This is a genomic window from Salicibibacter kimchii (assembly GCF_003336365.1).
In the GTDB taxonomy this organism is placed as follows: domain Bacteria; phylum Bacillota; class Bacilli; order Bacillales; family Marinococcaceae; genus Salicibibacter; species Salicibibacter kimchii.
The window spans coordinates 1,693,429-1,716,378 of the sequence record NZ_CP031092.1; the positions used below are offsets into that span (position 1 = coordinate 1,693,429).

The 22,950-nt window shown below is 43.3% G+C and carries 19 protein-coding genes and 1 riboswitch; of the genes, 9 read left to right on the forward strand and 10 right to left on the reverse strand.

The genetic code is table 11. The features are described from left to right. Nucleotides 1-230: 230 nt before the first annotated feature. The 3 genes from desA (at nt 231) to DT065_RS08475 (ending at nt 3,075) form a co-directional block, all read left to right on the forward strand. Nucleotides 231-1,277, forward strand: a complete 1,047-nt coding sequence (gene desA / locus DT065_RS08465) for a Delta(5) desaturase DesA (protein ID WP_114372489.1) — start codon at nt 231-233, stop codon at nt 1,275-1,277. Nucleotides 1,278-1,341: 64 nt separating this feature from the next. Further along, complete coding sequence (locus DT065_RS08470) at nt 1,342-2,460, forward strand: sensor histidine kinase (RefSeq protein WP_114372491.1); 1,119 nt, start codon at nt 1,342-1,344, stop codon at nt 2,458-2,460. A 15-nt stretch (nt 2,461-2,475) separates the two neighbouring features. After that, complete coding sequence (locus tag DT065_RS08475; RefSeq protein ID WP_114372501.1) at nt 2,476-3,075, forward strand: response regulator transcription factor; 600 nt, start codon at nt 2,476-2,478, stop codon at nt 3,073-3,075. A gap of 528 nt (nt 3,076-3,603) precedes the next feature. On the opposite strand, the gene DT065_RS08480 is transcribed toward DT065_RS08475, so the two are convergent. Beyond that, nucleotides 3,604-4,389, reverse strand: coding sequence for an alpha/beta hydrolase (locus DT065_RS08480; protein WP_114372503.1), 786 nt, complete (start codon nt 4,387-4,389; stop codon nt 3,604-3,606). A gap of 201 nt (nt 4,390-4,590) precedes the next feature. On the opposite strand from DT065_RS08480, the gene DT065_RS08485 reads away from it, so the two are divergent. Next, nucleotides 4,591-5,109 carry a gamma carbonic anhydrase gene (locus DT065_RS08485; RefSeq protein WP_114376191.1) on the forward strand — a complete coding sequence of 173 codons (519 nt, stop codon included), beginning with the start codon at nt 4,591-4,593 and terminating at the stop codon, nt 5,107-5,109. A 27-nt stretch (nt 5,110-5,136) separates the two neighbouring features. Further along, nucleotides 5,137-6,369 carry an aminopeptidase gene (locus DT065_RS08490; protein ID WP_114372505.1) on the forward strand — a complete coding sequence of 411 codons (1,233 nt, stop codon included), beginning with the start codon at nt 5,137-5,139 and terminating at the stop codon, nt 6,367-6,369. A gap of 65 nt (nt 6,370-6,434) precedes the next feature. On the opposite strand, the gene metK is transcribed toward DT065_RS08490, so the two are convergent. The 9 genes from metK to DT065_RS08535 all read right to left on the reverse strand — a co-directional run bounded on the left by metK (nt 6,435) and on the right by DT065_RS08535 (nt 17,419). Then, entirely contained in the window at nt 6,435-7,649 is a 1,215-nt protein-coding gene (gene metK, locus DT065_RS08495) for a methionine adenosyltransferase (protein WP_114372507.1), read from the reverse strand. Nucleotides 7,650-8,004: 355 nt separating this feature from the next. Then, a riboswitch (SAM riboswitch) is annotated at nt 8,005-8,112 on the reverse strand. A 129-nt stretch (nt 8,113-8,241) separates the two neighbouring features. Beyond that, entirely contained in the window at nt 8,242-8,955 is a 714-nt protein-coding gene (locus DT065_RS08500; protein ID WP_114372508.1) for an ABC transporter ATP-binding protein, read from the reverse strand. A 31-nt stretch (nt 8,956-8,986) separates the two neighbouring features. After that, nucleotides 8,987-9,781, reverse strand: a complete 795-nt coding sequence (locus DT065_RS08505) for an ABC transporter ATP-binding protein (RefSeq protein WP_114372510.1) — start codon at nt 9,779-9,781, stop codon at nt 8,987-8,989. Next, nucleotides 9,778-10,749, reverse strand: a complete 972-nt coding sequence (locus DT065_RS08510) for a branched-chain amino acid ABC transporter permease (RefSeq protein WP_114372512.1) — start codon at nt 10,747-10,749, stop codon at nt 9,778-9,780. Before DT065_RS08510 ends, DT065_RS08505 begins: the two co-directional genes overlap by 4 nt. After that, nucleotides 10,746-11,597 (reverse strand): branched-chain amino acid ABC transporter permease, encoded by an 852-nt coding sequence (locus DT065_RS08515; protein ID WP_114372514.1) that lies wholly within the window; start codon nt 11,595-11,597, stop codon nt 10,746-10,748. Before DT065_RS08515 ends, DT065_RS08510 begins: the two co-directional genes overlap by 4 nt. A gap of 117 nt (nt 11,598-11,714) precedes the next feature. Continuing rightward, nucleotides 11,715-13,097, reverse strand: a complete 1,383-nt coding sequence (locus DT065_RS08520; RefSeq protein WP_114372516.1) for an ABC transporter substrate-binding protein — start codon at nt 13,095-13,097, stop codon at nt 11,715-11,717. 157 nt (nt 13,098-13,254) lie between these two features. After that, nucleotides 13,255-14,085, reverse strand: coding sequence for a phosphoenolpyruvate hydrolase family protein (locus DT065_RS08525; protein WP_114372518.1), 831 nt, complete (start codon nt 14,083-14,085; stop codon nt 13,255-13,257). Nucleotides 14,086-14,113: 28 nt separating this feature from the next. After that, the gene (locus DT065_RS08530; RefSeq protein ID WP_335743588.1) at nt 14,114-15,319 is read right to left on the reverse strand and encodes a Tm-1-like ATP-binding domain-containing protein; all 1,206 of its coding nucleotides are present in this window, start codon (nt 15,317-15,319) and stop codon (nt 14,114-14,116) included. Between the two features lie 270 nt (nt 15,320-15,589). Continuing rightward, complete coding sequence (locus tag DT065_RS08535) at nt 15,590-17,419, reverse strand: phosphoenolpyruvate hydrolase family protein (protein WP_114372522.1); 1,830 nt, start codon at nt 17,417-17,419, stop codon at nt 15,590-15,592. 489 nt (nt 17,420-17,908) lie between these two features. Between DT065_RS08535 and pckA the strand changes: the two genes are divergently transcribed. The 4 genes from pckA (at nt 17,909) to DT065_RS08555 (ending at nt 22,556) form a co-directional block, all read left to right on the forward strand. Continuing rightward, a complete protein-coding gene (pckA, locus tag DT065_RS08540; RefSeq protein ID WP_114372524.1) occupies nt 17,909-19,492 on the forward strand; it encodes a phosphoenolpyruvate carboxykinase (ATP) in 1,584 nt (527 codons plus the stop codon). A 438-nt stretch (nt 19,493-19,930) separates the two neighbouring features. After that, on the forward strand, nt 19,931-20,929 hold the full coding sequence (locus tag DT065_RS08545) for an ABC transporter substrate-binding protein (protein ID WP_227002803.1): 999 nt from the start codon (nt 19,931-19,933) through the stop codon (nt 20,927-20,929). 66 nt (nt 20,930-20,995) lie between these two features. Beyond that, nucleotides 20,996-21,772 (forward strand): ABC transporter ATP-binding protein, encoded by a 777-nt coding sequence (locus tag DT065_RS08550; RefSeq protein ID WP_114372528.1) that lies wholly within the window; start codon nt 20,996-20,998, stop codon nt 21,770-21,772. Next, entirely contained in the window at nt 21,753-22,556 is an 804-nt protein-coding gene (locus tag DT065_RS08555) for an ABC transporter permease (protein ID WP_114372529.1), read from the forward strand. The genes DT065_RS08550 and DT065_RS08555 overlap by 20 nt, the downstream gene beginning before the upstream one ends. The last annotated feature ends 394 nt before the right edge of the window (nt 22,557-22,950 follow it).

Consider the following 22,950-nt stretch of genomic DNA (forward strand, 5'->3'; position numbering starts at 1 on the left):
ATAAACATTCATATTTTGTGGATTCACGGAAAGGCTAAAATGATCATTACAAAGACAACTGTTTAGGCTGCAAAAAGTATACCTTTCGACGCCCCCACGGACCTTTTTAATGTTTTCTCCTAGACCCATGACACTTATCATACCCCATCCTTGACATCTATGTCTTACAAACCTTTACGGTTTCCCCTACGATGATGATAGTTAACAATAGTTGCGGGGGGAAATTGCCTATGAGTAAACAAAAACAGGCGCAGTTAAAAAAGAGCGTCGCACCTTTTGCCAATCCGGATGCGAAGTCCAGCATCTTGCAGCTGGTGAATTCCATCTTGCCGTTTTTCCTGCTTTGGTTCCTTGCCTACCAAAGTTTAGCTGTTTCTGTTTGGCTGACGCTTGCATTGTCAGTGATTGCCGCAGGTTTTGTTGTGCGTATCTTCATTATTTTTCACGACTGCACCCACGGTTCTTTTTTCAATAAAACAAAGATCAATCGAATGGTCGGCACCATCACCGGCATCATCACCCATTTCGCTTTTGAGAAATGGAAGCGAAGTCATGCGATTCACCATGCCACAAGCGGCAATTTGGATAAACGCGGAACCGGTGATATATGGGTGATGACAGTTCAAGAGTATGCCGATGCTTCATATTGGCAGCGTCTTCTCTACCGCTTGTACCGAAATCCCATCATTATGTTCGGTTTCGGCCCCTTTTATCTTTTTATTCTATCCAACCGCTTTAATCGTAAAGGGGCAAAACGAAAAGAACGAAGGAATACGTATTTGATCAACGTTTCTCTTGTCGCGATCTATACGGGGTTAATCTGGGCGGTCGGCTGGCAAGCGTTTCTCATCATTCAACTTCCGATTTTATTTATATCCGGAGCGCTTGGGATATGGCTGTTTTATGTCCAACATCAATTTGAAGACTCCTACTTTGAAAATGAAGAGGAATGGGATTTTGTAAAAGCAGCTGTTGATGGTAGCTCCTATTATAAACTCCCGAAAGTTATGCAATGGATCACCGGCAATATCGGCTTTCATCACGTGCATCACTTAAGCCCGAGAGTACCCAATTACAATTTGGAAAAAACACATGAAAATATACCGCCCCTTCAAAAAGCAACGACCATCACAATGGGTTCCAGCCTGGAATCGATTCGATTTAGATTGTATGATGAAACAAACCAAACGTTCGTAAGTTTTAAAGAGGTGAAGGGTTTGCTGAAACATCCAAGAACGGAATTTAATCATCGACCCCCGGGCGTACAACAAAAATAAAGCCTTCCCATTCAGCTTGGAAGGCTTTATCTTATGGTATAATGACGAAGAAGGAGGAGGAGCAATGCAAAACTGGTTTCATATTTTCCCGAAAAACACCGGGCTTAGTTTGTATGCTTGGATGATTTTTTGTGTTCTTCCGTTTTCTTTTATTATTCAATCATCTTCTTCATTTGAAGTTATCATTGGTCTTATTCTGTTGGTTCTCTTTTTCACCGCATACCGATTGTCCTTTATCAAAAAGGGCTGGACGGTTTACCTAACATTGAGCATTGAAATGACCATCAACATCGGAATGACGATGTATTTCGGTTATGTCTACTTCGCCCTCTTTTTAGCTTTTTTTATTGGTAATATCCAAAATAAAAGCGGGTTTGTCACTTTATATGTAATTCACCTTACGACGACCATTTTGGCAATTACTGCCGGATTTTTTCTGCAAAGTGAAACCTTTCTGCTGCAATTGCCGTTTATTTTAATCAGCGTCATCGGCGTTATTCTCCTTCCCTTTATTATTTACAATCGAAACAAACGGGAGCTGTTGGAACATCAGTTGGAAGACGCCAATGAAAAGATCTCGCAACTCATGGTCGTTGAGGAACGACAGCGAATTGCCCGTGACTTGCATGATACACTGGGACAAAAGCTTTCCCTTATAGGATTTAAAAGTGATCTAGCCACTAAATTAATCCACGTTGACCCACAATCTTCCAAATCAGAAGTCGAGGATATCCACCACACCGCGAGAACAGCTTTAAATGAAGTGCGTGAGATCGTTTCGGATATGAAAGGAACCAAACTGAAAGATGAAGTCACCCGTGTTCGGGAAATTCTTAAAGCGAAAAACATTGATTTTACAATGACCGGCGATGCTGAGCTTAGCAATACGCCTTTACTCGTCGAAAATGTGTTAAGCATGTGTTTGAAGGAAGCGGTCACGAATATCGTGAAACATAGCCAAGCCTCTCTGTGCCATCTCTCCATCAAGGATTCTTCCAGCGAGTTGGTGATGAAAGTCCGGGATGACGGGATTGGGGTCCCTGCAGGACAGAAAACGACCATGGAAAGCGGCCTTCAAGGGATGAAAGAGCGTTTGGATTTTGTGAATGGGAGTTTGAGCAAAGCGTCATCGAATGGCATGACATTAACAATAAAAGTGCCCCATGTTGTTCAACAAACTTAAATTGGGGGAATCGCCATGATTCGAATTATTATTGCTGAAGACCAACAAATGCTCCTGGGCGCGCTTGGATCTCTGCTTGATTTGGAAGATGATATGGAAGTTGTAGGAAAAGCGCGTAATGGCAAAGAAGCGCTGGCTCTAGTGCGAAACCACCAGCCCGATATTTGCATTATGGATATCGAAATGCCACTCAAAAGCGGATTGGATGCTGCCGAGGATTTAAAAGACCATGCGTGCAAAGTCATTGTTCTCACCACTTTTGCCCGCGCCGGATATTTTGAACGCGCGCGCAAAGCGATGGTAAGCGGCTATTTGTTAAAAGACAGTCCGAGTGAGGATCTGGCAAACGCTATTCGGACGATTATGGCCGGCAGAAAAATATATGCGCCGGAACTTGTAGACATGGCTTATGACAATGAAAACCCGCTAACAGAGCGCGAAGGACAAGTGATTCAGCTGATTGCCGACGGCAAAAACACAAAGGAAATCGCAAATCAGCTCTCTATTACGAGTGGTACCGTCCGCAATTATGTTTCCGTGATCTTGGATAAACTCGATGTAAGCAACCGGATCGAAGCGATTGCACGGTTTAAAGAAAAGGGATGGTTTAAATAAAAGAAGTACAGCACCTCGTGTAGGCACCTAGTAGCGTGTTTCAGAAGTTCTTTCCCTTAGTTAATCGCAGAGTGACATGCCACCTTTATGAGGTGCGATAATGCGTATGCCGTCCCCCTCAGAGTGAGAAAACACCCTTTAGAGGGACGATATCGTAAAAATCGTCCGTCTCAGCAGGGGTTGCAGCCGATCAAAGAGAGAAAGAATTTCTGAGACAGACCACTAGTGCAGCACGTCTGAAATAAGGGATCATCTGTAGGTGTGACGCCAAACCATGAGGTAGCTATTTAATATGAGTCGCCACCCGATGGTTGTGGCGACTCATAACGGGATCGCTTCTTTGTTTTGGCGCCAGCGCCACCCGACTTTCTCCCTCGAGTCTAAAAGGAACCAAGTGCCCCCCACCTATACTCAGCATTCTTTTTTATACTATAAAAATGTAACCATGATAAAGGATTACAGGATAAAAAAGACAAAAGCTTTCGCTATTTTATGAAAGTCCAGTCTTTCCAATATGTACATTTATGCTCACAGTCGTCCCAATCGTTGCCAGATAAAATAAAGCATAAACCGAAAAACCTCTTCCCGTTCCGGCTCGTTGAAAATTTCGTGATACAACCCGCGCCATTCCCGCAAGGCACGATCTTCAAGTCGCAACCGATTGAACCATTCATGCGTCACCCTTTTATCAACGAGATAATCTTCTCCCGCTTGCAAGGTCAACAGAGAGACATTCGGGAATTGATAGGCATGCTCCAAACTCGCCTTCATCGCTTTCGCCAATTCTTGATACCAACGGACGGTCACGTGATGAACATATAGTTCATCTTTTAACATCTCTCTCTTCGCATCTTCATTTCGGGTCAGTTGTTCTGCTCGGATCCCGGTTTTCATGCTAAACGTCGGGATAACCTTGTGCAAACCTCTCGCGATCAATGTCGATCCTTTCTTCGGCGGATCATAGAGATACAAACATGGCGAAGACAAAATGACACCTCGAACAGGCAGTTGCTTTTCCATCATTGTGCGAATGACGCCAAGTCCTCCAAGGCTATGACCGAAAAGAAAGACGGGAAGATCGAAAACAAGCGCTTCCTTACACCAATCATGAATCGTATCAATATATTGGTTAAAATGATCAATATGCCCTCTTTTGCCCCGCGTCCTTCCGTAACCAGGAAGGTCGCCAGCAACGACGTGAAAATGTTCTCGATTTAATCTTTCAATGAGCCATTGATAGCGTCCACAATGCTCCCCTGTTCCGTGAACAATAACAATGACACCAATCGGGTCCTCACATTTCCATATTCGCATAATCGTCTCCCTCCCAACGATCGAAACATTCTCTCTCTTTATTACACCATATGTTGACATCTTTTTCACACCAAAAAATATGTAAAAGGTACGTATGGGCTATTTCTGATATAATAAATCAAGGGGTTAGGGGAAGGCAGTATTAATGCAACAAACCTGATTCCACCTTCCCACATCAAAACAAAGGAGGCGAGCAAGATGATCATCTACCCGTATGATGATAAGCTCCCCGAAATTGCAAACAGTTGTTATATCGCCGACGGTGTTGTGGTGACCGGCGATGTTTCAATCGGGAATGACAGCAGCATATGGTTTCACACGGTTATTCGTGGTGATGTCGCGCCAACCGTCATTGGCGACCGTGTCAATATACAAGATCAATGCATGCTTCATCAAAGTCCCGCACAACCTTTAACGATTGAAGACGATGTCTCAGCCGGGCACCAAGTGGTATTGCACGGGTGTACAATCCGGCAAGGGGCATTGATTGGCATGAAAGCTACGGTGCTCGATGGTGCTGATGTCGGCGAAGAAGCGTTTGTAGCCGCAGGCGCACTCGTCACACCCGGAACAACCATTCCACCGCGGACACTCGCGATGGGAAGCCCTGCACGAGTCGTGCGCGATCTAAATAAGGATGACCTCGAGGAAATGAAACGCGTTCGCGAAGCCTACGTTGAACGGGGGAAAACTTACGCAAAAGCAAAAAGACAATCGTAAAAAATACATAGGAAAAGAGGTAACAAGATGACGACATTTCAAGAGCAAATCGAAAGCTATGCAGCTATCGCCTTAAACGTCGGTGTCAACATTCAAGAAGGGCAAACACTCTTCATACGTTCGCCGTTGTTTGCCGCTGATTTTGTCCGCATCGTCGCGGAAAAAGCGTACAAAGCAGGCGCCAAACACGTTCGTGTCGATTGGAGCGATGAAGCGCTTACCCGCTTGAAATTTGATCACGCGCCCGAAGAAGCATTCTCCGAATTTCCGGATTGGTACGCGCGTGCATTGGAGGAAGAAGCGGATAATAATGCCGCGTTTTTAAGTATTACCGGCGGGGATCCTGACTTGCTAAAAGGTATCGACCCTGAAAAAGTCTCTACTGCCAATAAAACGAGCGGAAAAGCGATGGAAGGCTTTCGGGGCTACATTCAATCCGACAAAGTAAGTTGGTCCATCGTAGCAGTCCCATCCGTAAAGTGGGCGGAAAGAGTCTTTCCGGAAGCTGAAGGAGAAGAAGCGGTTTCCAAACTCTGGCAAGCAATATTTGACGCGACCCGAGTGAACGAACCCGACGCTGTCACCGCTTGGCAGGACCACCTGAAAACGTTGGATGAAAAAATGGAAGCCCTCAACACCAAACATTTCCACGCCCTCCATTATACAGCGGAAGGAACCGATTTGACGATTGAACTCCCTGAAACACACCTCTGGGCATCCGGCGGAAGCGTCAGCAAGGCAGGCGTCAACTTCGTTGCGAACATCCCGACAGAGGAAGTTTTTACAGCCGCTAAGAAAAAAGGGGTCAATGGAAAAGTGACCAGCAAAAAGCCGCTCAACTATGGCGGAACATTGATCAGCGACTTTACGTTAACGTTTGAAAACGGGAAAGTGGTTGATTTTGAAGCAAAAGAAGGCGAAGAAACGTTGAAACGATTGCTGGAAGGAGATGACGGCGCCTCTTATATCGGAGAAGTTGCCCTCGTCCCCCACCGTTCTCCCATTTCAGACACAAACATTATTTTCTTCAACACCCTGTTCGATGAGAATGCCTCCAATCACCTCGCTTTAGGAAGCGCCTACGCTTTCAACATTGAAGGTGGCAAGGACATGGAGAAAGAAGAATTGGAGGAAAAAGGCCTCAATACAAGCATCACCCATGTTGATTTTATGGTCGGAGATGCGGATATGGACATCGACGGCATTCATAAAGACGGCACACGGGAGCCCGTTTTCCGAAGCGGGGACTGGGCCTTCTAATCGACGTCTATCGCCATTCAAAAAATCACCGTTGGAACGCCCGGTTCTCAACGGTGATTTTTTCTCTATTTTGCTTCCGCGGCAAAAGCGGCTTCTTTGAGTGATGCGGCTTTATCCGTTTGCTCCCAAGGAAGATCTACGTCCGTTCGCCCAAAATGGCCGTAAGCAGCGGTCTGACCATAAATCGGGCGCCTCAGGCCGAGCATATGAATAATACCGGCGGGGCGAAGATCAAAATACTTCTCAACGAGTTGCAGGAGAACACTCTCTTTCACCTTCCCGGTTCCAAACGTATCAATAGAAATGGAAACCGGGCGGGCGACTCCGATGGCGTAAGCAATTTGCACTTCACACTTTTTCGCGAGTTCTGCGGCAACAATATTTTTCGCAACATACCTGGCAGCATACGAAGCCGAGCGGTCCACTTTAGTCGCGTCTTTCCCGGAAAAAGCACCTCCTCCATGGCGCGCGATGCCGCCATACGTATCCACGATGATTTTCCGCCCCGTTAGCCCTGCGTCTCCTTGCGGGCCGCCGATTACAAATCGGCCGGTCGGGTTAATAAAAATATTGGTTTCCTCGTCAATTAAATGCTCCGGAACCACTTCCAAGATAACGTGAGCCATGATCTCTTTTTCAAGCTTGGCCATAGCCACTTCCGATTGGTGCTGTGCGGCAATAACAATTGTATCTACTCGAAGCGGCCGGTTTTCCTCATCGTATTCAATCGTTACCTGTGTCTTTCCATCCGGACGCAAAAAAGGAATCGTGCCATCCTTTCGTACGTTTGTCAGGCGCCGAGCCAATTGATGAGCCAAAAAAATCGGTAACGGCATATACTCTTCGGTTTCGTCCTCGGCATACCCAAACATTAACCCTTGGTCTCCGGCACCGATCGCCTCAATTTCTTCGTCGGACATTTTGCCTTCCCGGGACTCCAAAGCAGTGTTCACTCCCTGGGCAATGTCCGGAGATTGTTCATCAATTGCTGTCATTACCGCGCATGTGTCGGCATCCAATCCGAATTTCGCACGTGTATACCCTATATCTTTCAACGTGTCTCTGGCAACTTTAGAAATATCGACATACGTCGTCGTTGTAATTTCCCCTGTCACTAGAATCATCCCTGTATTTGCCACCGTCTCACAAGCAACGCGGGCGTTAGGGTCTTTTTTTATTATTTCATCCAAAATTCGATCGGAAATCTGGTCACAAATTTTATCCGGATGGCCTTCCGTCACTGATTCAGACGTAAAAAGTCTGCGTCCAATCGCTTCCATCGTCGCCTCCTCCTTCTTCAGATCATTGTTCTCTCCCGGTGGCAAGCGCCCGCTTTGCCGGAAGTCAGACATCGGAAACCCGAAATCGAAAGACCCTGAAAAAAGCCTTTTCCGACTTCTGTCATCTGAAATCTGATCTCTGAAATAGCAGGCGACTAACCCCCCGAGTCCCACACACAGGATGTGCTAGTGTCGGCGTTGTCACAGGACGTGACGGTCCTAGCCGACTTCTTTCATTAGAAAGGATATGAACCTTCCTCTGATGAAAGTTTCACTTTATGTTCAAGGCGGATAGCTGTAAAAAACCCCTTTTCTCCCGAGGGAAAAGGGGTTGTCGTTTCATCACCTTTTTCGCCTCTTATCATGCAAAGCACTTATCACTTTGCCAGGTTGGCACCTTTCCCCGACGGGGATGGTTGCTGGGCTTCCAAGGGCCTGTCCCTCCACCTACTCTCGATAAGAGCGTACCTTAATACCAATCGCATCAAAGTCGCAATCGCAATCGTTATTTCCATATGATTTTAACACAGTTATGGGAAGAAAAAAAGCGACACGCAGGCAGCATAGCTTCGCGCACATGGTACATCATGATTCAAACTCCTAAGTACTTGTTTTGACTTTCTTTATCTGCTTTAAAGTCCTTCGCACTTGCTTCATACACCATTCTTCCATTTACCAGGATATACACTTTTTCCGTAGCTCGCAGAGCCACATCCAAATTTTGTTCAACCAACAGCAAGGACACATTACGTTCAGCCATATGCTTGCAGACCTCAATGACTCTTTCAATCACAAAGGTCGATATACCTTCTGAAGGTTCATCCATCAAAATTAATCTTGGATTTCTAACAAGTGCTCGACCTATAGCTAACATTTGTTGTTCACCACCACTTAACTTCGTCCCGCTCACCTTTCTTCTGGCTTCGATTTCCGGGAACAGTTCATAAACAGAAGCAGGTGTCCATTCGTCATCACTCGTATGAGGATTGTATGCCATTTCAATATGTTCCTCGACAGATAAGGAAGGGAATAATTGCCAACCTTGTGGCACATAAGCGACTCCTAAATTAGCTGTCTTAAACGTTTGCATGTCTATCACATTACGACCATCGAAGAACACATCTCCATCTCGGCGAATCTTTTCCAAGCCGAGAATGGACTTTAACAATGTAGATTTGCCCATTCCATTTCGTCCCAGTATGGCCACACGCTCTGCTTCATTTACTTGAAAAGAAACATCTTGTAGAATATGAGCTTTATTATAATAAGCATTCAAGTTTTCAACAGACAATAATGATTTCAACATAGGGAACCTCCCAGACCTTTTATTCTAAATTCTATAACTTATAAATTGTAAGGACATCTTCATTCTGTTTGATATCTTCAGGAGTACCCTGTGCAAGCACAGCCCCTTGATGCATCACCGTTACATGATTCGTTAAACTTAGAGCAAAATCCATATCATGCTCAATGGCCAATATGATTTTCTGTGAAGCTAGACGTCCAATCAACTTTTTCATAAAGGACCTTTCTGACGGAGAAAGACCGGCCATGGGTTCATCAAACAAAACAATTTTAGGATCAGGAGCGAGGGCCATGCCGAGTTCGAGTTGTCTTTGTTCCCCATGAGAAAGATTGCTGACAATGGTATCAAGCTTCTGTTCTAAACCTACACTTTCAGCTACGTCTTGCACTTTATAAATCCTCTCCTGATTTTTGAACCATGGAATGACAAATGAAAATAACCGCTTGGTATCCCGCTCTTTCCCTTTTAAACCCAGATATAAGTTTTCTTCAACAGTCAATTCATGAAATAAATTAGATATTTGATACGTTCTAGCGAGCCCCAACTCACTTCGTCTTTGAACAGGAGCTTTTGTTACATTTTCTCCAAAAATGTATATTTCACCGTCATCCAAGAGAGCTTCACCCGTAATCAGGTTGAATAATGTAGTTTTTCCCGCTCCGTTCGGACCAATCATCACCCCGCTTCTTCCACTATCCACGACTAATGACACTTCATTAATTGCATTTACACCACCGAAGGCTTTAGAAACATTCCTAACCTCCAAAGCCGGCTGGTCGTGTGACTGATTTATATTTTTTTCGTTATTCGATAAAATCCTCCTCATCTATTTCTCCTCCCCGAATACCATCTTTCATGTAATTCTCCGACGTGTTTCTTCTTGTAAATTAACCCCATCAAACCTTTAGGAGCGTACAAAACAACTAGCAAAAACATGACGCCAATGATGATCATATATCTGTTCGTATATGCACTTAAAAAAATTTCAAAGACCTGAAAGATACTCATACCCAATATAGCCCCTATAATACTATAAACACCGCCAAATATGCCGGCGATCAGAACCATAGCAGCAGAGTCCAAATCAATAGAACTGGGATGCATAACCCCGATAGAATAAACAAGAAAGATACCGGAAACCCCTGCGATCAAAGCTGATATCATAAATGCAATCCATTTCAAACGAGCCACTCGATATCCAAGCATAATCATTCTGGACTCACTTTCCCTTATGCCTTTTAGTTTCATTCCGAAAGATGAGCGAGTCAAAGCGAGAACTCCCCCAACCAACACTACAAAGGTAATGAGCAGAATATAATAAAAACCTACTTCCGTTCCTCCTATAATAAAGGTCATCGCATCAGGTGTTGAGATTCCAATTATCCCGTTAGCTCCGTTTGTAACTGAAGCCCATTGCCTGGCAATCGCCCATACTATTTGTCCGAGGATCAACGTGAGCATAATGAAATAGATGCCTTTTGATCTGTTGACGAATACTCCGAAAATAGCACCCACAATTAATACCATAACGATAGCGACTATTGCGGTGTAAGGGAAAAATAATATCTCTCTCGTTTCCAATATGGCAATAGAATATCCGGATATACCGAGAAACGCGGGTACAGCTAAAGAAATCAAGCCGAGTTGACTGGATAAAAAAGCAAAGGAGATCGTCAATAATGAAAAATACATAATTCGTATCGTCATTGTTGTAAAGAAATCACTGATAAATGGGATAGCTCCTAACACAATAATTGCGATAATGAATAAAATCCATTTGAAGATTTGATTCATTCTAATCCCCTCCCGAACAACCCTTTTGGTCTGAATATCAATACGAGAGCGACTGGAGTAAACATAAGGAATAACTGGAACTCGGGTATATATAAACTACCGAAACTATATATTAAACCCATAATAAGTGATGCAAAAATCGATCCTCCGAAGCTACCCATGCCACCTAAAATAATGATCAATAACGCATACGTCAGGATCGTCCAATCATCACCCGGAGATATCATCAAGTGTGAACCGCCTATAACGCCAACGGTACCTGCCAAAAAGCCAGACAGCACAAACATTGAAGTGAACACCAGACGAATGTTGACTCCCATAACTGAAGTCATTTCAAAATCATCTACACCGGCCCGAATAACCATTCCAATCTTTGTTTTGTTCAACAAAGTCCATAACAAGATACCAATTACAAGAGCAAAAATAAAAATAAATATACTCAACTTTGGAACGGTTACTCCACCGATTTGGGCTGGTCCTTGCAACATTTCAGAGTAAGGAATAGATCGTGGGCTCCCTCCCCAAACAACAATCATTATATCTGCCAAAATAATGGCAAAGGATAATGTCACCAACGTTTCCCGAAGGTTATCCCCCCTTACGGTGCGTAACAAGAAAAATTCCAATATGAACGCTATGAGAGCGACGACCAAACCTCCCGCTATAATAGCTAGAAACCAGTTTTCAGTCTGAGAAACCACACTCAAACCAACATAAGCACCGAATAAATATAAGGCACCATGGGCAAGGTTAGCAACTCTCAACAATGCAAATGAGAGATTTAATCCAACAGCAATAATAAACAGCAAAGCCGCCATTGTTATGCCATTGACCAATGTCATTAACATGAAACCACCCCTAATTTAAATAAAGAAGGTACGACCAAGGGATAAATACATTTCCCCTTGGATGACAACAATTTGTAAAAATCTTTACCCAATGGATCTGTTGGTTAGATATTCTTCTTATTCCCAGCCATCATTTTCTTCTAATTGATCAATATAATCCTGACCAAAATATTCAGCAAGATCTTCAAAATATTCAGCAGCTGAGTCAGCAGGAAAGTCCCTATCATTACCGGGTTGTGCCATATACTCTTCTTCATAATCTTCATATGGCCCAAACTGACTAACATCTTCCTCCGTTTCAATTACTTCGTTTTGTAATTGACCATCAACAAGCTCAACTCTTTTAATGTAAATATCTTGTACAGCCTGACCATGTTCATCAAACGTAAATGATCCACGAGGCGAATCTTCCACTTCCATATCCAAGATGATTTCACGTAGTTCATCAACATCACTCGTATCATCACTTGTCTCTTCGAACGCATGCAGGATCACCCGCATCGTATCATAGCCTTGCAAGGCAATACCGTCTGCCTCTTCACCATGCATATCTGCATAGTTTTCTCTAAATTGCACATTTTCTTCATGATCTAAGCTTTCCGAATAATGCATGGAAGAGTAAACCCCTTCGAAACTATCAGATACTTCTTCTAAAATTGGAATATCAGCCACATTCGTTCCACCTAAAATTTGTGGATAATATTCATCCATACCAAATTGCTCCCAAGATTCAAAAAAAGCAATGGCATCAGCTCCACCACTGTTTAAAAGTACGGCATCATAATCATCGGAAATACTTTGCAATTCATTCATGATGGAGTTGAAATCAAATGTATCAGTTGGGTGCCAAATCGTGTGTACTTCTTCACCGCCATTTTCAAAAAATCCGCGTTTAAAGCCTGCAGCTTGGTCCCATGGATAATCATAATCTTGCCCAACCATCGCTATTCGTTCATACCCTAATTCATTGACAACATATTCTCCAAAGTGAAAAATCGTTTGACTTCCTGTCCAGCCGGCACGAATCAAGTTAGGAGATGCCTCTCGCATGGTCATGTCTTCGGGCGCTGAGTAACCGGGCATGATCAAAATATCTTCGTTATCTTGAGCCCAACTGGCAGCAGCCATGCCTTCATCTCCAGTGGAAGGCCCAATGACGACATCGACATCATCTCGCTGTCTCAAATTATCTAACCGTGTTATGAGCTGTTCCGCATCAGCCTGAGAATCTTCTATAACCACATTGATCTCTTGTCCGTCGAGTGTATGATCAATTTCATCTAAAGCTAACTGAACACCTTTTTCAGCTTTTTCCCCGTAATCAGCAAAGCCACCCGTCATAGGTCCGACAACACCAATAGTAATGTCACCTTCATCTGCTGCTTGACTCTGCTCATTGTCATTTGCCGCTTCATCGGTCTCATCTGCACATGCAACACCAATCGTTACGACAAAAGCCGACATAGATAAAAGCGCTATAGACTTAAATACTTTAATCATTATTCCTAACCCCCTTAAAAATTGTAAAGATGGCTCTACAAGTCAAAATATCCGTTTTATTGATACCTTTTACAAGCCCCCATATTTTCCATGTTCCAAGCCATAGTAAACTGTTTCAATATAAGATCAGTTTTACAGGCAAGTTAAATAGAAGATTTCATTCAACTATTATTTTTTTGAACTGCTCGACTTGTCTTTGGATAGCCGTTTCGGTAGGCAGTCTTTCAATACTGGATGCACCGAAAAAACCGACAATACCTGTTGTTCGATTCATGACATACTCTGCATCTTCAGGTTCTGCCAGAGGTCCACCGTGTGCAATAACCATAACATCCGAATTAACGGCCTTCCCTGCATCGTGAATGGTTTGTATTCGTTCGACGCAATCATCCAAAGTTAATGCCGTTTGGGCACCTATGGCTCCGCTCGTTGTCAATCCCATATGGGCAACCAATATATCTGCACCTGCTTCGGCCATTTGCGTTGCTTCATATTCATTGAACACATACGGGGTGGTTAACAGATCCAGTTCATGGGCCTTGCGTATCATGTCGACTTCTTTATCGTAGCCCATGCCGGTTTCTTCAAGGTTTTTACGTAACACCCCGCCAATCAAACCTACAGTAGGAAAGTTTTGAACACCAGAGAATCCCATCCTTTTTAAGTCTTGCAAGAATACATCCATTACTCTAAATGGGTCTGTTCCACAAACACCCGCTAATACGGGGGTGCTTTTTACAACCGGTAATACCTCACCGGCCATTTCAACAACGATTTTGTTTGCATCTGCGTATGGCATCAAGCCCGCCAATGATCCGCGTCCGGCCATTCTGAATCGGCCAGAATTGTAAATGATGATTAAATCAATGCCCCCGTTTTCAGCCGACTTTGCAGATAATCCGGTACCTGCACCTCCACCAACAATGGAAACCCCTTCATTCACTTGATTTTGAAACCGGTGTAACATTTCTCCACGTGTTAAAGTCATACCATATCCCCCATTTGCATTAATCTTATTAATCGCCTACGTTTTCTTCTATTAATTGGATAAGCTTTTTTGCCATCGCCAGTGCAAAAGATTGATCATTAATGTGATGATCCATTTCTATAACTTCTATCTCATAATTTATAACATTTGCTCGCAGGGCATCGAACAAAGCTCGATTTTCTTCTGGTCCGTAAAAAGGCTTTCCTTCAATATCAATTCCGGACACTCCTTTTAAAGGAAGGAAAAGAGCCGATGGCCTATCAACCATGTTCAATTTACCTGCAATAATCTCTCCCAATTGTTTGTTTTCTTCCTTTGTTGTTCGCATCAATGTAGTAGTAGCATTATGTTTGTATAGGTTCCGGTCTTTATATTGATGTGGCACGGTCTCAATACTTCCGAAGTTGATCATGTCCAGCGCACCTGTAGATACTACTTGAGGAATACCTGCTTTAGCAGCTGCTTCCAGACGATGGGGGCCTGCACTGAGAATGCCTCCAATTAGTTCATCACACCATTCTGTTGTTGTTACATCAAGAACCCCTTTAATCCAACCAGACTCAATTAAGGTTTCCATAGCTTGACCACCTGTACCAGTAGCATGGAAAACAAGTACTTCATATCCTTTATTTTCAAGGTATGCCCTTGCTTTAGTGACAGAAGGTGTCGTAAGTCCAAACATTGATGCGACAATCAAAGGTTTTTCAACTTCTAATTGTGGCGGTTTTCCTTGAACCATACCAGAGATGGCAAAGGCAGCGTTTGCTAAAATTTGGGATGAAAATAAGTTTATCCCCGAGATATCAAGGACTGAATACATTATTGTCACATCTTTTACACCAACATAAGATTGTATATTGTTAGAAGCTACAGTGGACACCATTACTTTCGGAACGCCGACAGGCAAAGTTTGCATGGCATTTGTCGCGATGGTCGTCCCTGCTGATCCTCCCAAACTAATAACTCCGGCTATTTTTCCTGATTCATAAAGATTCTCTGTTACACGTGCAGCACCATTCATCATGACATCAATGGCTTTACCACGATCATCTTCTCTAATTAACTTTTCTAGCGGTACACCTCCTTTTTCGGCTACTTCTCTGTTACTGATCTCAGCTTTGAAAAAAGGCTCACCTTTCACACCACAGTCCATGACAACCGTTTCAATTCTGTTGTTTTCAATGATGTCTTTGATGTAGGCAAATTCTTCTCCCTTGGTATCCAAAGTTCTCACTATTAGGATCTCCCCCAACGTCATCCTCCTTTCTTTCAGTTTAAAATTGCAAATATCATGCCATTTTTCTGCTCATCACACAAACATGTCTACTTCACATCTTTAATAACATTTATTTAATGAAGCAACTTTTGAACAAAAAAAAGTGAGAAAATCATTTCTCACATCTGTGAAAGTCGAGAATATTTTACCCAATGTTTCTCAATAATTTCTCATCAGTATTCTCTGCTTAAGCTATATCAAAAAATACCATAAATGTTACTATGATTTTTATGTCTTTTCTATATGATATTTTTTCATTTTGTTGTACAAGGTTCTTCTTGTAATACCCAGATGTTGTGCTGCTTTCGTTCGATTCCAAGAAAATTGCTCAAGACATTCCTCGATCGTATATTTTTCTACTTCAGATATGTTCTGATTATTTTTATTTTCGATCCTATCAGTGACATACTGGTTACTTGAATCCTGAATGATCTTTTGAATCGACTCCGGCAGGTCATACAAACCGATCATGCTTCCATCGCATAATATGGAAGCTCTTTCCAATGTATGTTCCAGTTCCCGAACGTTTCCTGGCCAATCGTATTTTAACATGGCATCTAGTGAAGCTGCAGATAACCTTTTGATATCCAAATTGAATTTGTCATTAATTCTAGCTAAAAAGTAATTGACAAGTGACGGAATATCTTCTTTACGTTTACGTAAAGGTGGAATATAAATGGAAACAACATTTAATCGGTAATACAAATCCTCTCGAAATATACCTTGTTGTACAGCTTCGCGCAAATCCATATTAGTCGCACATATAATTCTTACATCCACTTTGATTGTCTGATTTCCACCTACTCTTTCAAACTCTTGTTGTTGAATGACACGCAAAAATTTAGCCTGAATATCCAAATCAAGTTCACCAACTTCATCCAGAAATAACGTTCCATTATTAGCCAGCTCAAATTTGCCTATTCTTTTACGGTCAGCACCCGTAAACGCCCCTTTTTCATGACCAAACAACTCGCTTTCCAGAATTTCCTTAGGGATAGATGCACAATTTAGCTTGACAAACGATTCTTTATATCGTGGACTATTATAATGAACAGCGCGCACGATCAACTCTTTTCCGGTACCACTCTTCCCGTGGATCAAGACATTGATATTTTTGTCTGCCACTTTATTGACTACATCGTATATTTCTTGCATACTTCTGCTGCGCCCTACAACCTCATCAAAACCTTTTTTCTTAGCCAGTTCCTTCCGCAAGCTCTCATTTTCTTCTTCCAGCTTATACACATTTTTAAAGTCCTGTATGGTTTCTTTAATGCTGGCTTCTGTAGGTATCCTTTCAAAGCTTGAACCACCAATATATCCGACCGCTTTTGTTTGTCTGTAGATGTTACTAGCTTGTTCCGGATCATTGATTGGACCACCGTACACCATCATAAAAATATCCGGATTTACTTGCAGTGCTTGATCAAAAATACGGTTTAACATATTTGTACTTTCTTTCAAGCTTTTTTGTGGTGACACACTGATGTCTCCACCGATAGTCCACCCTAAGTTGACACAAATCACGTCCACATTAATCTCCGCCATTTGAACGGATTGTTCCTCATTAAATGTGAAGGCAATCGTGAATATACCCCTTTTAACTGCTTTTTTCATCAATTCTACTTCAGCCTGAAACCCCATTCCATTTTCTTCTAACGCTTCTCTATATATACCATCGATGACACCAGCGCTCGGAAAGTTATTTACTCCATGGAATCCAGCTTTAATTATTTTATCGAGAAGCATTTCCTGACTTTGCGTTGGATCGGTTGCACACGCACCAAATATAACTGCTTTATCCTTTACGCGAGGTAAAATCTCTTGACTTCCAAAACCCATGACGAGTTCGTTACTATTTGCATAAGGCATCAAACAAGCAAGAGAAGATACACCCGAGGCCCTGTAACGACCAGCATTCAAAACGAGGAACAAATCTGCTCCACCTTCATAGGCCAGTTTGGCTGAAAGGCCAGATCCTGCTGCCGCACCAATAACCGGCTTTTTGTTTTCAATACTCATTATCAGTTGTTGTCTGATCTTTTCTTTGCTCAACATGATCATTCTCCTTCCATTAGCAAAGAAATAGCAAAGAAAGTTGCAGTTGAAATAGCCGTTATTATGTAGAATTCGACATCAGTATGCTAATTTCCTCTCATAACCCTTAATTTCTTGTTCCACATAGTAAAGGACAATAACCTGCCATGCCCTGACTACTACTATCGTATACATTCTGGTTGTCGGGTTATTCGGTAAACTGTGCTTGTTATTCGAAAAATCACAATGGTATTGAAATAAATTGATTCTGAAAAGGTACCACGGGATTCAAACAAAACTCAATTGATTTAGAAAAATTTCATTGGGACATGTGGATGCAAGCTCCGTTTTTCTCATACAATACCCAAAATGTGTTCCGACCATTTTCATTAGCAGACACAAATTTTTTACATAAAAATAGTATAGACTATATGCGAAAATGTGTTATACTAATTGCATCTAATCTTTATTACATGCCCTCAGCTTAGCACAGAAAGGATTTTGCCGATTATGAGTACCGTTTCTTTTGCATCAGCCTTAGACCATCTTTTACAACAAAGACAGGCCGAATTCGATCTTCCCGAGCCTAGGTTAGTGGAAAGGGCACTCGCGCGCGATGAGGGCATTCTCACGAAAGCCGGTGCTTTTGCGGCGACGACGGGGGCATATACTGGCCGTTCTCCAAAAGATAAATTTATTGTCGATGAACCTTCCACCCGTGATGATATCGACTGGGGACCGGTAAATGCGCCGATTGATCGTGAAGTGTTTTCTGCGCTTTATCGCAAGGTGCTTCATTATCTAGGCCAGCAAGAGGCACTCTTTGTCACCCACGGCTATGCCGGAAAAGATAAAAATTATCGTATGCCGCTAAAGGTGGTTAATGAATATGCGTGGCACAATTTATTTGCCCGCCAATTGTTTGTCCGCCCGGAAATCGGTGAAAATCCTGCTGTAGAGGATAGCTTCACCATCGTCTCCGCCCCGGGATTCAAAGCAGATCCGAAAGTGGATGGAACCCGATCTGAAGCGTTCGTTCTTATCTCCTTTGAAGAAAAAGTCATCCTCATAGGCGGGACAGAATACGCCGGTGAAATGAAAAAATCCATTTTTTCTGTGATGAACTATCTTTTGCCGGCGCGGGAAGTTATGCCGATGCATTGTTCGGCCAATACCGGAAAAGAAGGGGATGTCGCCTTATTTTTCGGATTATCCGGGACAGGGAAAACAACGCTTTCCGCTGATCCTAATCGCTTTCTGATCGGAGACGACGAACATGGTTGGTCCGAGAATGGCATTTTTAACATTGAAGGGGGCTGTTATGCAAAAACCATCAAGCTCTCCGAAGAAAAAGAACCGGACATCTACCATGCCATTCGTTTTGGGGCAGTTTTGGAAAATGTCGTTGTGGACGAAGAAACACGTTTGCCCGATTACGACGATACGTATTACACGGAAAACACACGTGCCGCTTACCCTCTTGAGCACATCGACAACATGCTTGCACAGGGAAAAGCAGGGCATCCGAACACGATCATTTTTCTTACTGCTGATGCCTTCGGCGTGCTCCCGCCAATCAGCAAGCTGACAAAAGAGCAAGCGATGTACCATTTTCTGAGTGGTTACACAAGTAAACTCGCCGGCACGGAACGAGGCATCACCGAACCGGAAGCCACGTTCTCCAGTTGCTTTGGCGCACCGTTTTTGCCTCGCCATGCGTCTGTATATGCGGAAATGCTTGGCGAAAAAATCGATACGCATGAGGCCAACGTTTTCCTTATAAACACCGGATGGGCCGGCGGGAGTTACAACACGAGCGAGCGCATCGATTTGGCGCATACGAGAGCAATGGTGCAAGCAGCACTTGAAGGAGAACTTAATCAGGTAGAATCCATCATCGATCCTATTTTTGGGCTGCATGTTCCCACTCGCTGCCCGGGTGTTCCCGACAACGTTTTACAACAGCGTGAAACGTGGGACGATCTGGAAGAATACGAGCAAAAAGCAAAAGAACTTGCTTCGAAATTCCACCGCAATTTTGAACGTTTTTCAAATGTCCCGGAAAACATTCGAAATGCCGGGCCGCTTGTTTAACCGAGCGAAAGGTTCTTCTCCTTTCCTCGGTTTTTTTCTGATCTAATCCATTTTTACTCCCCCGATTATGATTTTGAGACTAGCGGTCTGGCTCATACATTATTTCTCCCTTTGTTCGCCATACACCCACATTTCCTCCCGAAGTACGCACGTATCAGACAGACACTTTCGTTGGTTTCATCAAACGTACAGGGTGGGATCACCGATGCAAAAGCGTTATCAGATCGGCTTCAACCCATGCTGAGTGGGACCACTACCGTAAAAGGGCGGATTCCTACGCTGTGAGGGACGATTTCCGCGTGATCGTACCTCTTCTATTTGGCGCCACAGCCGTCCCCATCCTAATTTTCCAAAACTCAAAAATTCCTTCTGGGCATCACCGAACACCCAGGGTACGCATAAGATGCGGTATTGATGCAGGGAGGGAAGATGATTATTATGAATAAATGGATTCGCCGGGGATTGGCTCCGGTGCTTGCTGTGCCTTTAATTTTAACCGCTTGTTCCAACGGCGATGACGGCGAAGACGACACCATAGAAGTAGGCGAAGTCACACGCTCTATTTTTTACGCCCCGCTTTATGTCGCCATTGAAGAAGGTTTTTTTGCCGATGAAAACATTGACATTGATCTCACAACAACTTGGGGCGGCGACACGACGATGACTGCACTCTTATCGAATAGTGCAGATGTGGCGCTTGTCGGTTCGGAAACATCCATATATGTAAACGCGCAAAACCCAAGTGACCCGGTTGTCAACTTTGGAGCGCTCACCCAAACAGACGGTACATTTCTCGTTTCAAGAGAGCCGATGCCGGACTTTTCTTGGGAAGACCTTGAAGGAACCTCATATTTGGGGCAACGGGCAGGTGGCATGCCGCAAATGGCCGGTGAATATGCCCTTCGCCAAAACGGCTTTGACCCTCATGAAGACGTAGAACTGGACCAAAGTGTCGATTTTGAAAATATCGCCAGTGCATTTGCGTCCGGAAATGGGGACTTCGTGCAATTATTCGAGCCAAACGCTACTCAATTTGAGGAAGAAGGCATCGGGCATGTCGTTGCCTCTTTCGGTGAAGAATCCGGCACGCTTCCATATACTTCTTTTATTACAAAGGAAAGCATGATCGAAGAAGATGAAGATGTGCTCGTTCGCTTTAACCGCGCCATTTATGAAGCGCAGCAATTCGTGGAAAACGAGTCGCCAGAGGCAGTCGCCGCATCCATTGCCCCTTATTTTGACGAAGCATCAGAAGAAGTCATTGCCAACGTCGTCGAGCGCTATGACTCACAAGATTCTTATGCAACAGATCCTTATATTGATGAAGAAGGATGGGACCATCTTCAAGACATTATGGATGAGTCCGGAGAGTTGCCCAAGCGCATGGACTATGAGGATCTCGTTAATACCGACATTACTGACCTGGCATTAGAATAAAGGGAGGTTCCGAATAACTTCCCTTTCTAGCAACCATCGCGCGCTTTTAAGGAGGGGAGATGACTCATGGCACTTTTGGCATTGAAAGATGTAGAAAAGCATTTTTTTTCTCAGGAAAATGTCCTTGAAGCGATACGTAACGTCAGTTTGGAAGTTAATACTGGAGAGTTTGTCTCCATCATTGGCCCAAGTGGTTGCGGAAAAACAACCATTCTATCCATGGTCGCAGGCTTGATGGAACAATCGGAAGGGGAGATCCTTCTTCAGGGTAACCCGATCACAAATACAAATACCGATGTTGGCTATATGTTGCAGCAAGATTATCTTTTTCCTTGGTTAACGATCGGCCAAAACATCGACATCGCGCTAACGATTACAAAAATGAAAAACAAACAAAACCAGGCCTATACACGTGATTTGCTCGATCAAATGGGTTTGGCGGATCGGGAACACGATATGCCCTCCGCCCTTTCCGGAGGAATGAAACAAAGGGTGGCGCTCGTTCGGACACTTGCCGCCAAGCCGTCATTGCTACTTTTGGATGAACCTTTTTCAGCCTTGGATTTTCAAACAAAACTGAAATTGGAAGATTTGATTCACGAAACATTAAAGGAAAAAAGAAAAACGGCATTGCTCGTTACCCATGACATCAGTGAGGCGATTGCGATGTCCGATCGGATTATTCTCCTGACGAATCGACCTGCTGCCATTAAAAAAACCTTTGTGATGCCAGAGGAACTTAAAATTTTATCGCCTCTTGATGCACGTCAACATCCAACGTTCTCAGATTGGTTTCAATTGATCTGGAAGGAGTTGGAAAACCTTGAATCCGAAGTTAATTGAACAACATGCACAGTTTCGTTCGCGAAAAAAACGCGAGAAAATATATGTTCACATCAGTCAGATCATAATATTAGTCGCATTCTTTTCTTTGTGGGAATTGGCCAGCCGATGGCAATGGATCGACCCCTTGATCTTTAGTTCACCCAGCAGTGTGTGGAACCTCCTGGTCGATATGCTGGCAAATAACACGTTGTATGCGCACATCGGTATCACCGTGCTGGAAACTATTCTTGGCTTTTTGATCGGAACGTTAGGCGGGATATTAATCGCAGCCTTTCTATGGTGGTCCCCATTTATGTCGCGTGTGTTGGATCCGTATATTGTCGTTTTGAATGCAACACCTAAAGTCGCCCTCGGACCGATGCTCATCGTCATTTTCGGGGCAAACATGACATCCGTGATTGCCATGGGCGTTCTTATCTCCATTATCGTAACGACCCTTGTCATCTACGGCGCCTTTAAGGAAACAGACGGAAATTTGGTTAAAGTCATTGATACGTTTGGTGCCACCAAACTGCAAAGATTTCGGCATGTCATCGTACCCGCTTCATACCCCGCAATGGTGTCGGCTCTAAAGGTAAACGTCGGGCTCGCGTGGGTCGGTGTGATTGTCGGTGAATACCTCGTCTCCAATGAAGGCCTCGGGTATATGATCATCTACGGCTTCCAAGTATTTAATTTTGACATGGTCATGTTAAGCCTAGTTCTCGTTGCAATCCTCGCGACGATCATGTATCAGCTTGTGGCAATACTGGAAAAATTCCTGATGAGAAACCGAAGATAAAATCATCCATTTAATACTATGGATGATTTTTCTTGTGGTATACAATAAATCAGATCATGTTTTGAAGGAGTTCAAGATCATGATCAGATGCCATGATAAGACTCTATAGGTCCTTATTTGATTTGAATGGACTCATTTTCAACTCGGTAATTTGTACCAAACCATACCCAAATTAAAAATCCTATACCTGTTAATCCAAGTACATATAAAAAAATGGCAAGCACGATTAGTGAAAAAATTAAAAATAATAACTAAAGAAACAAATACAATAGTTCCCTAGAAGGATCGTGGATGCTGTGAATGATTCCATTATGTTATTCCTCCCATCGATATAGCATTTCTCTCTATTTGTATTAATTGTCATAATTTTACCATATAAAAGCACGGGTTTCCT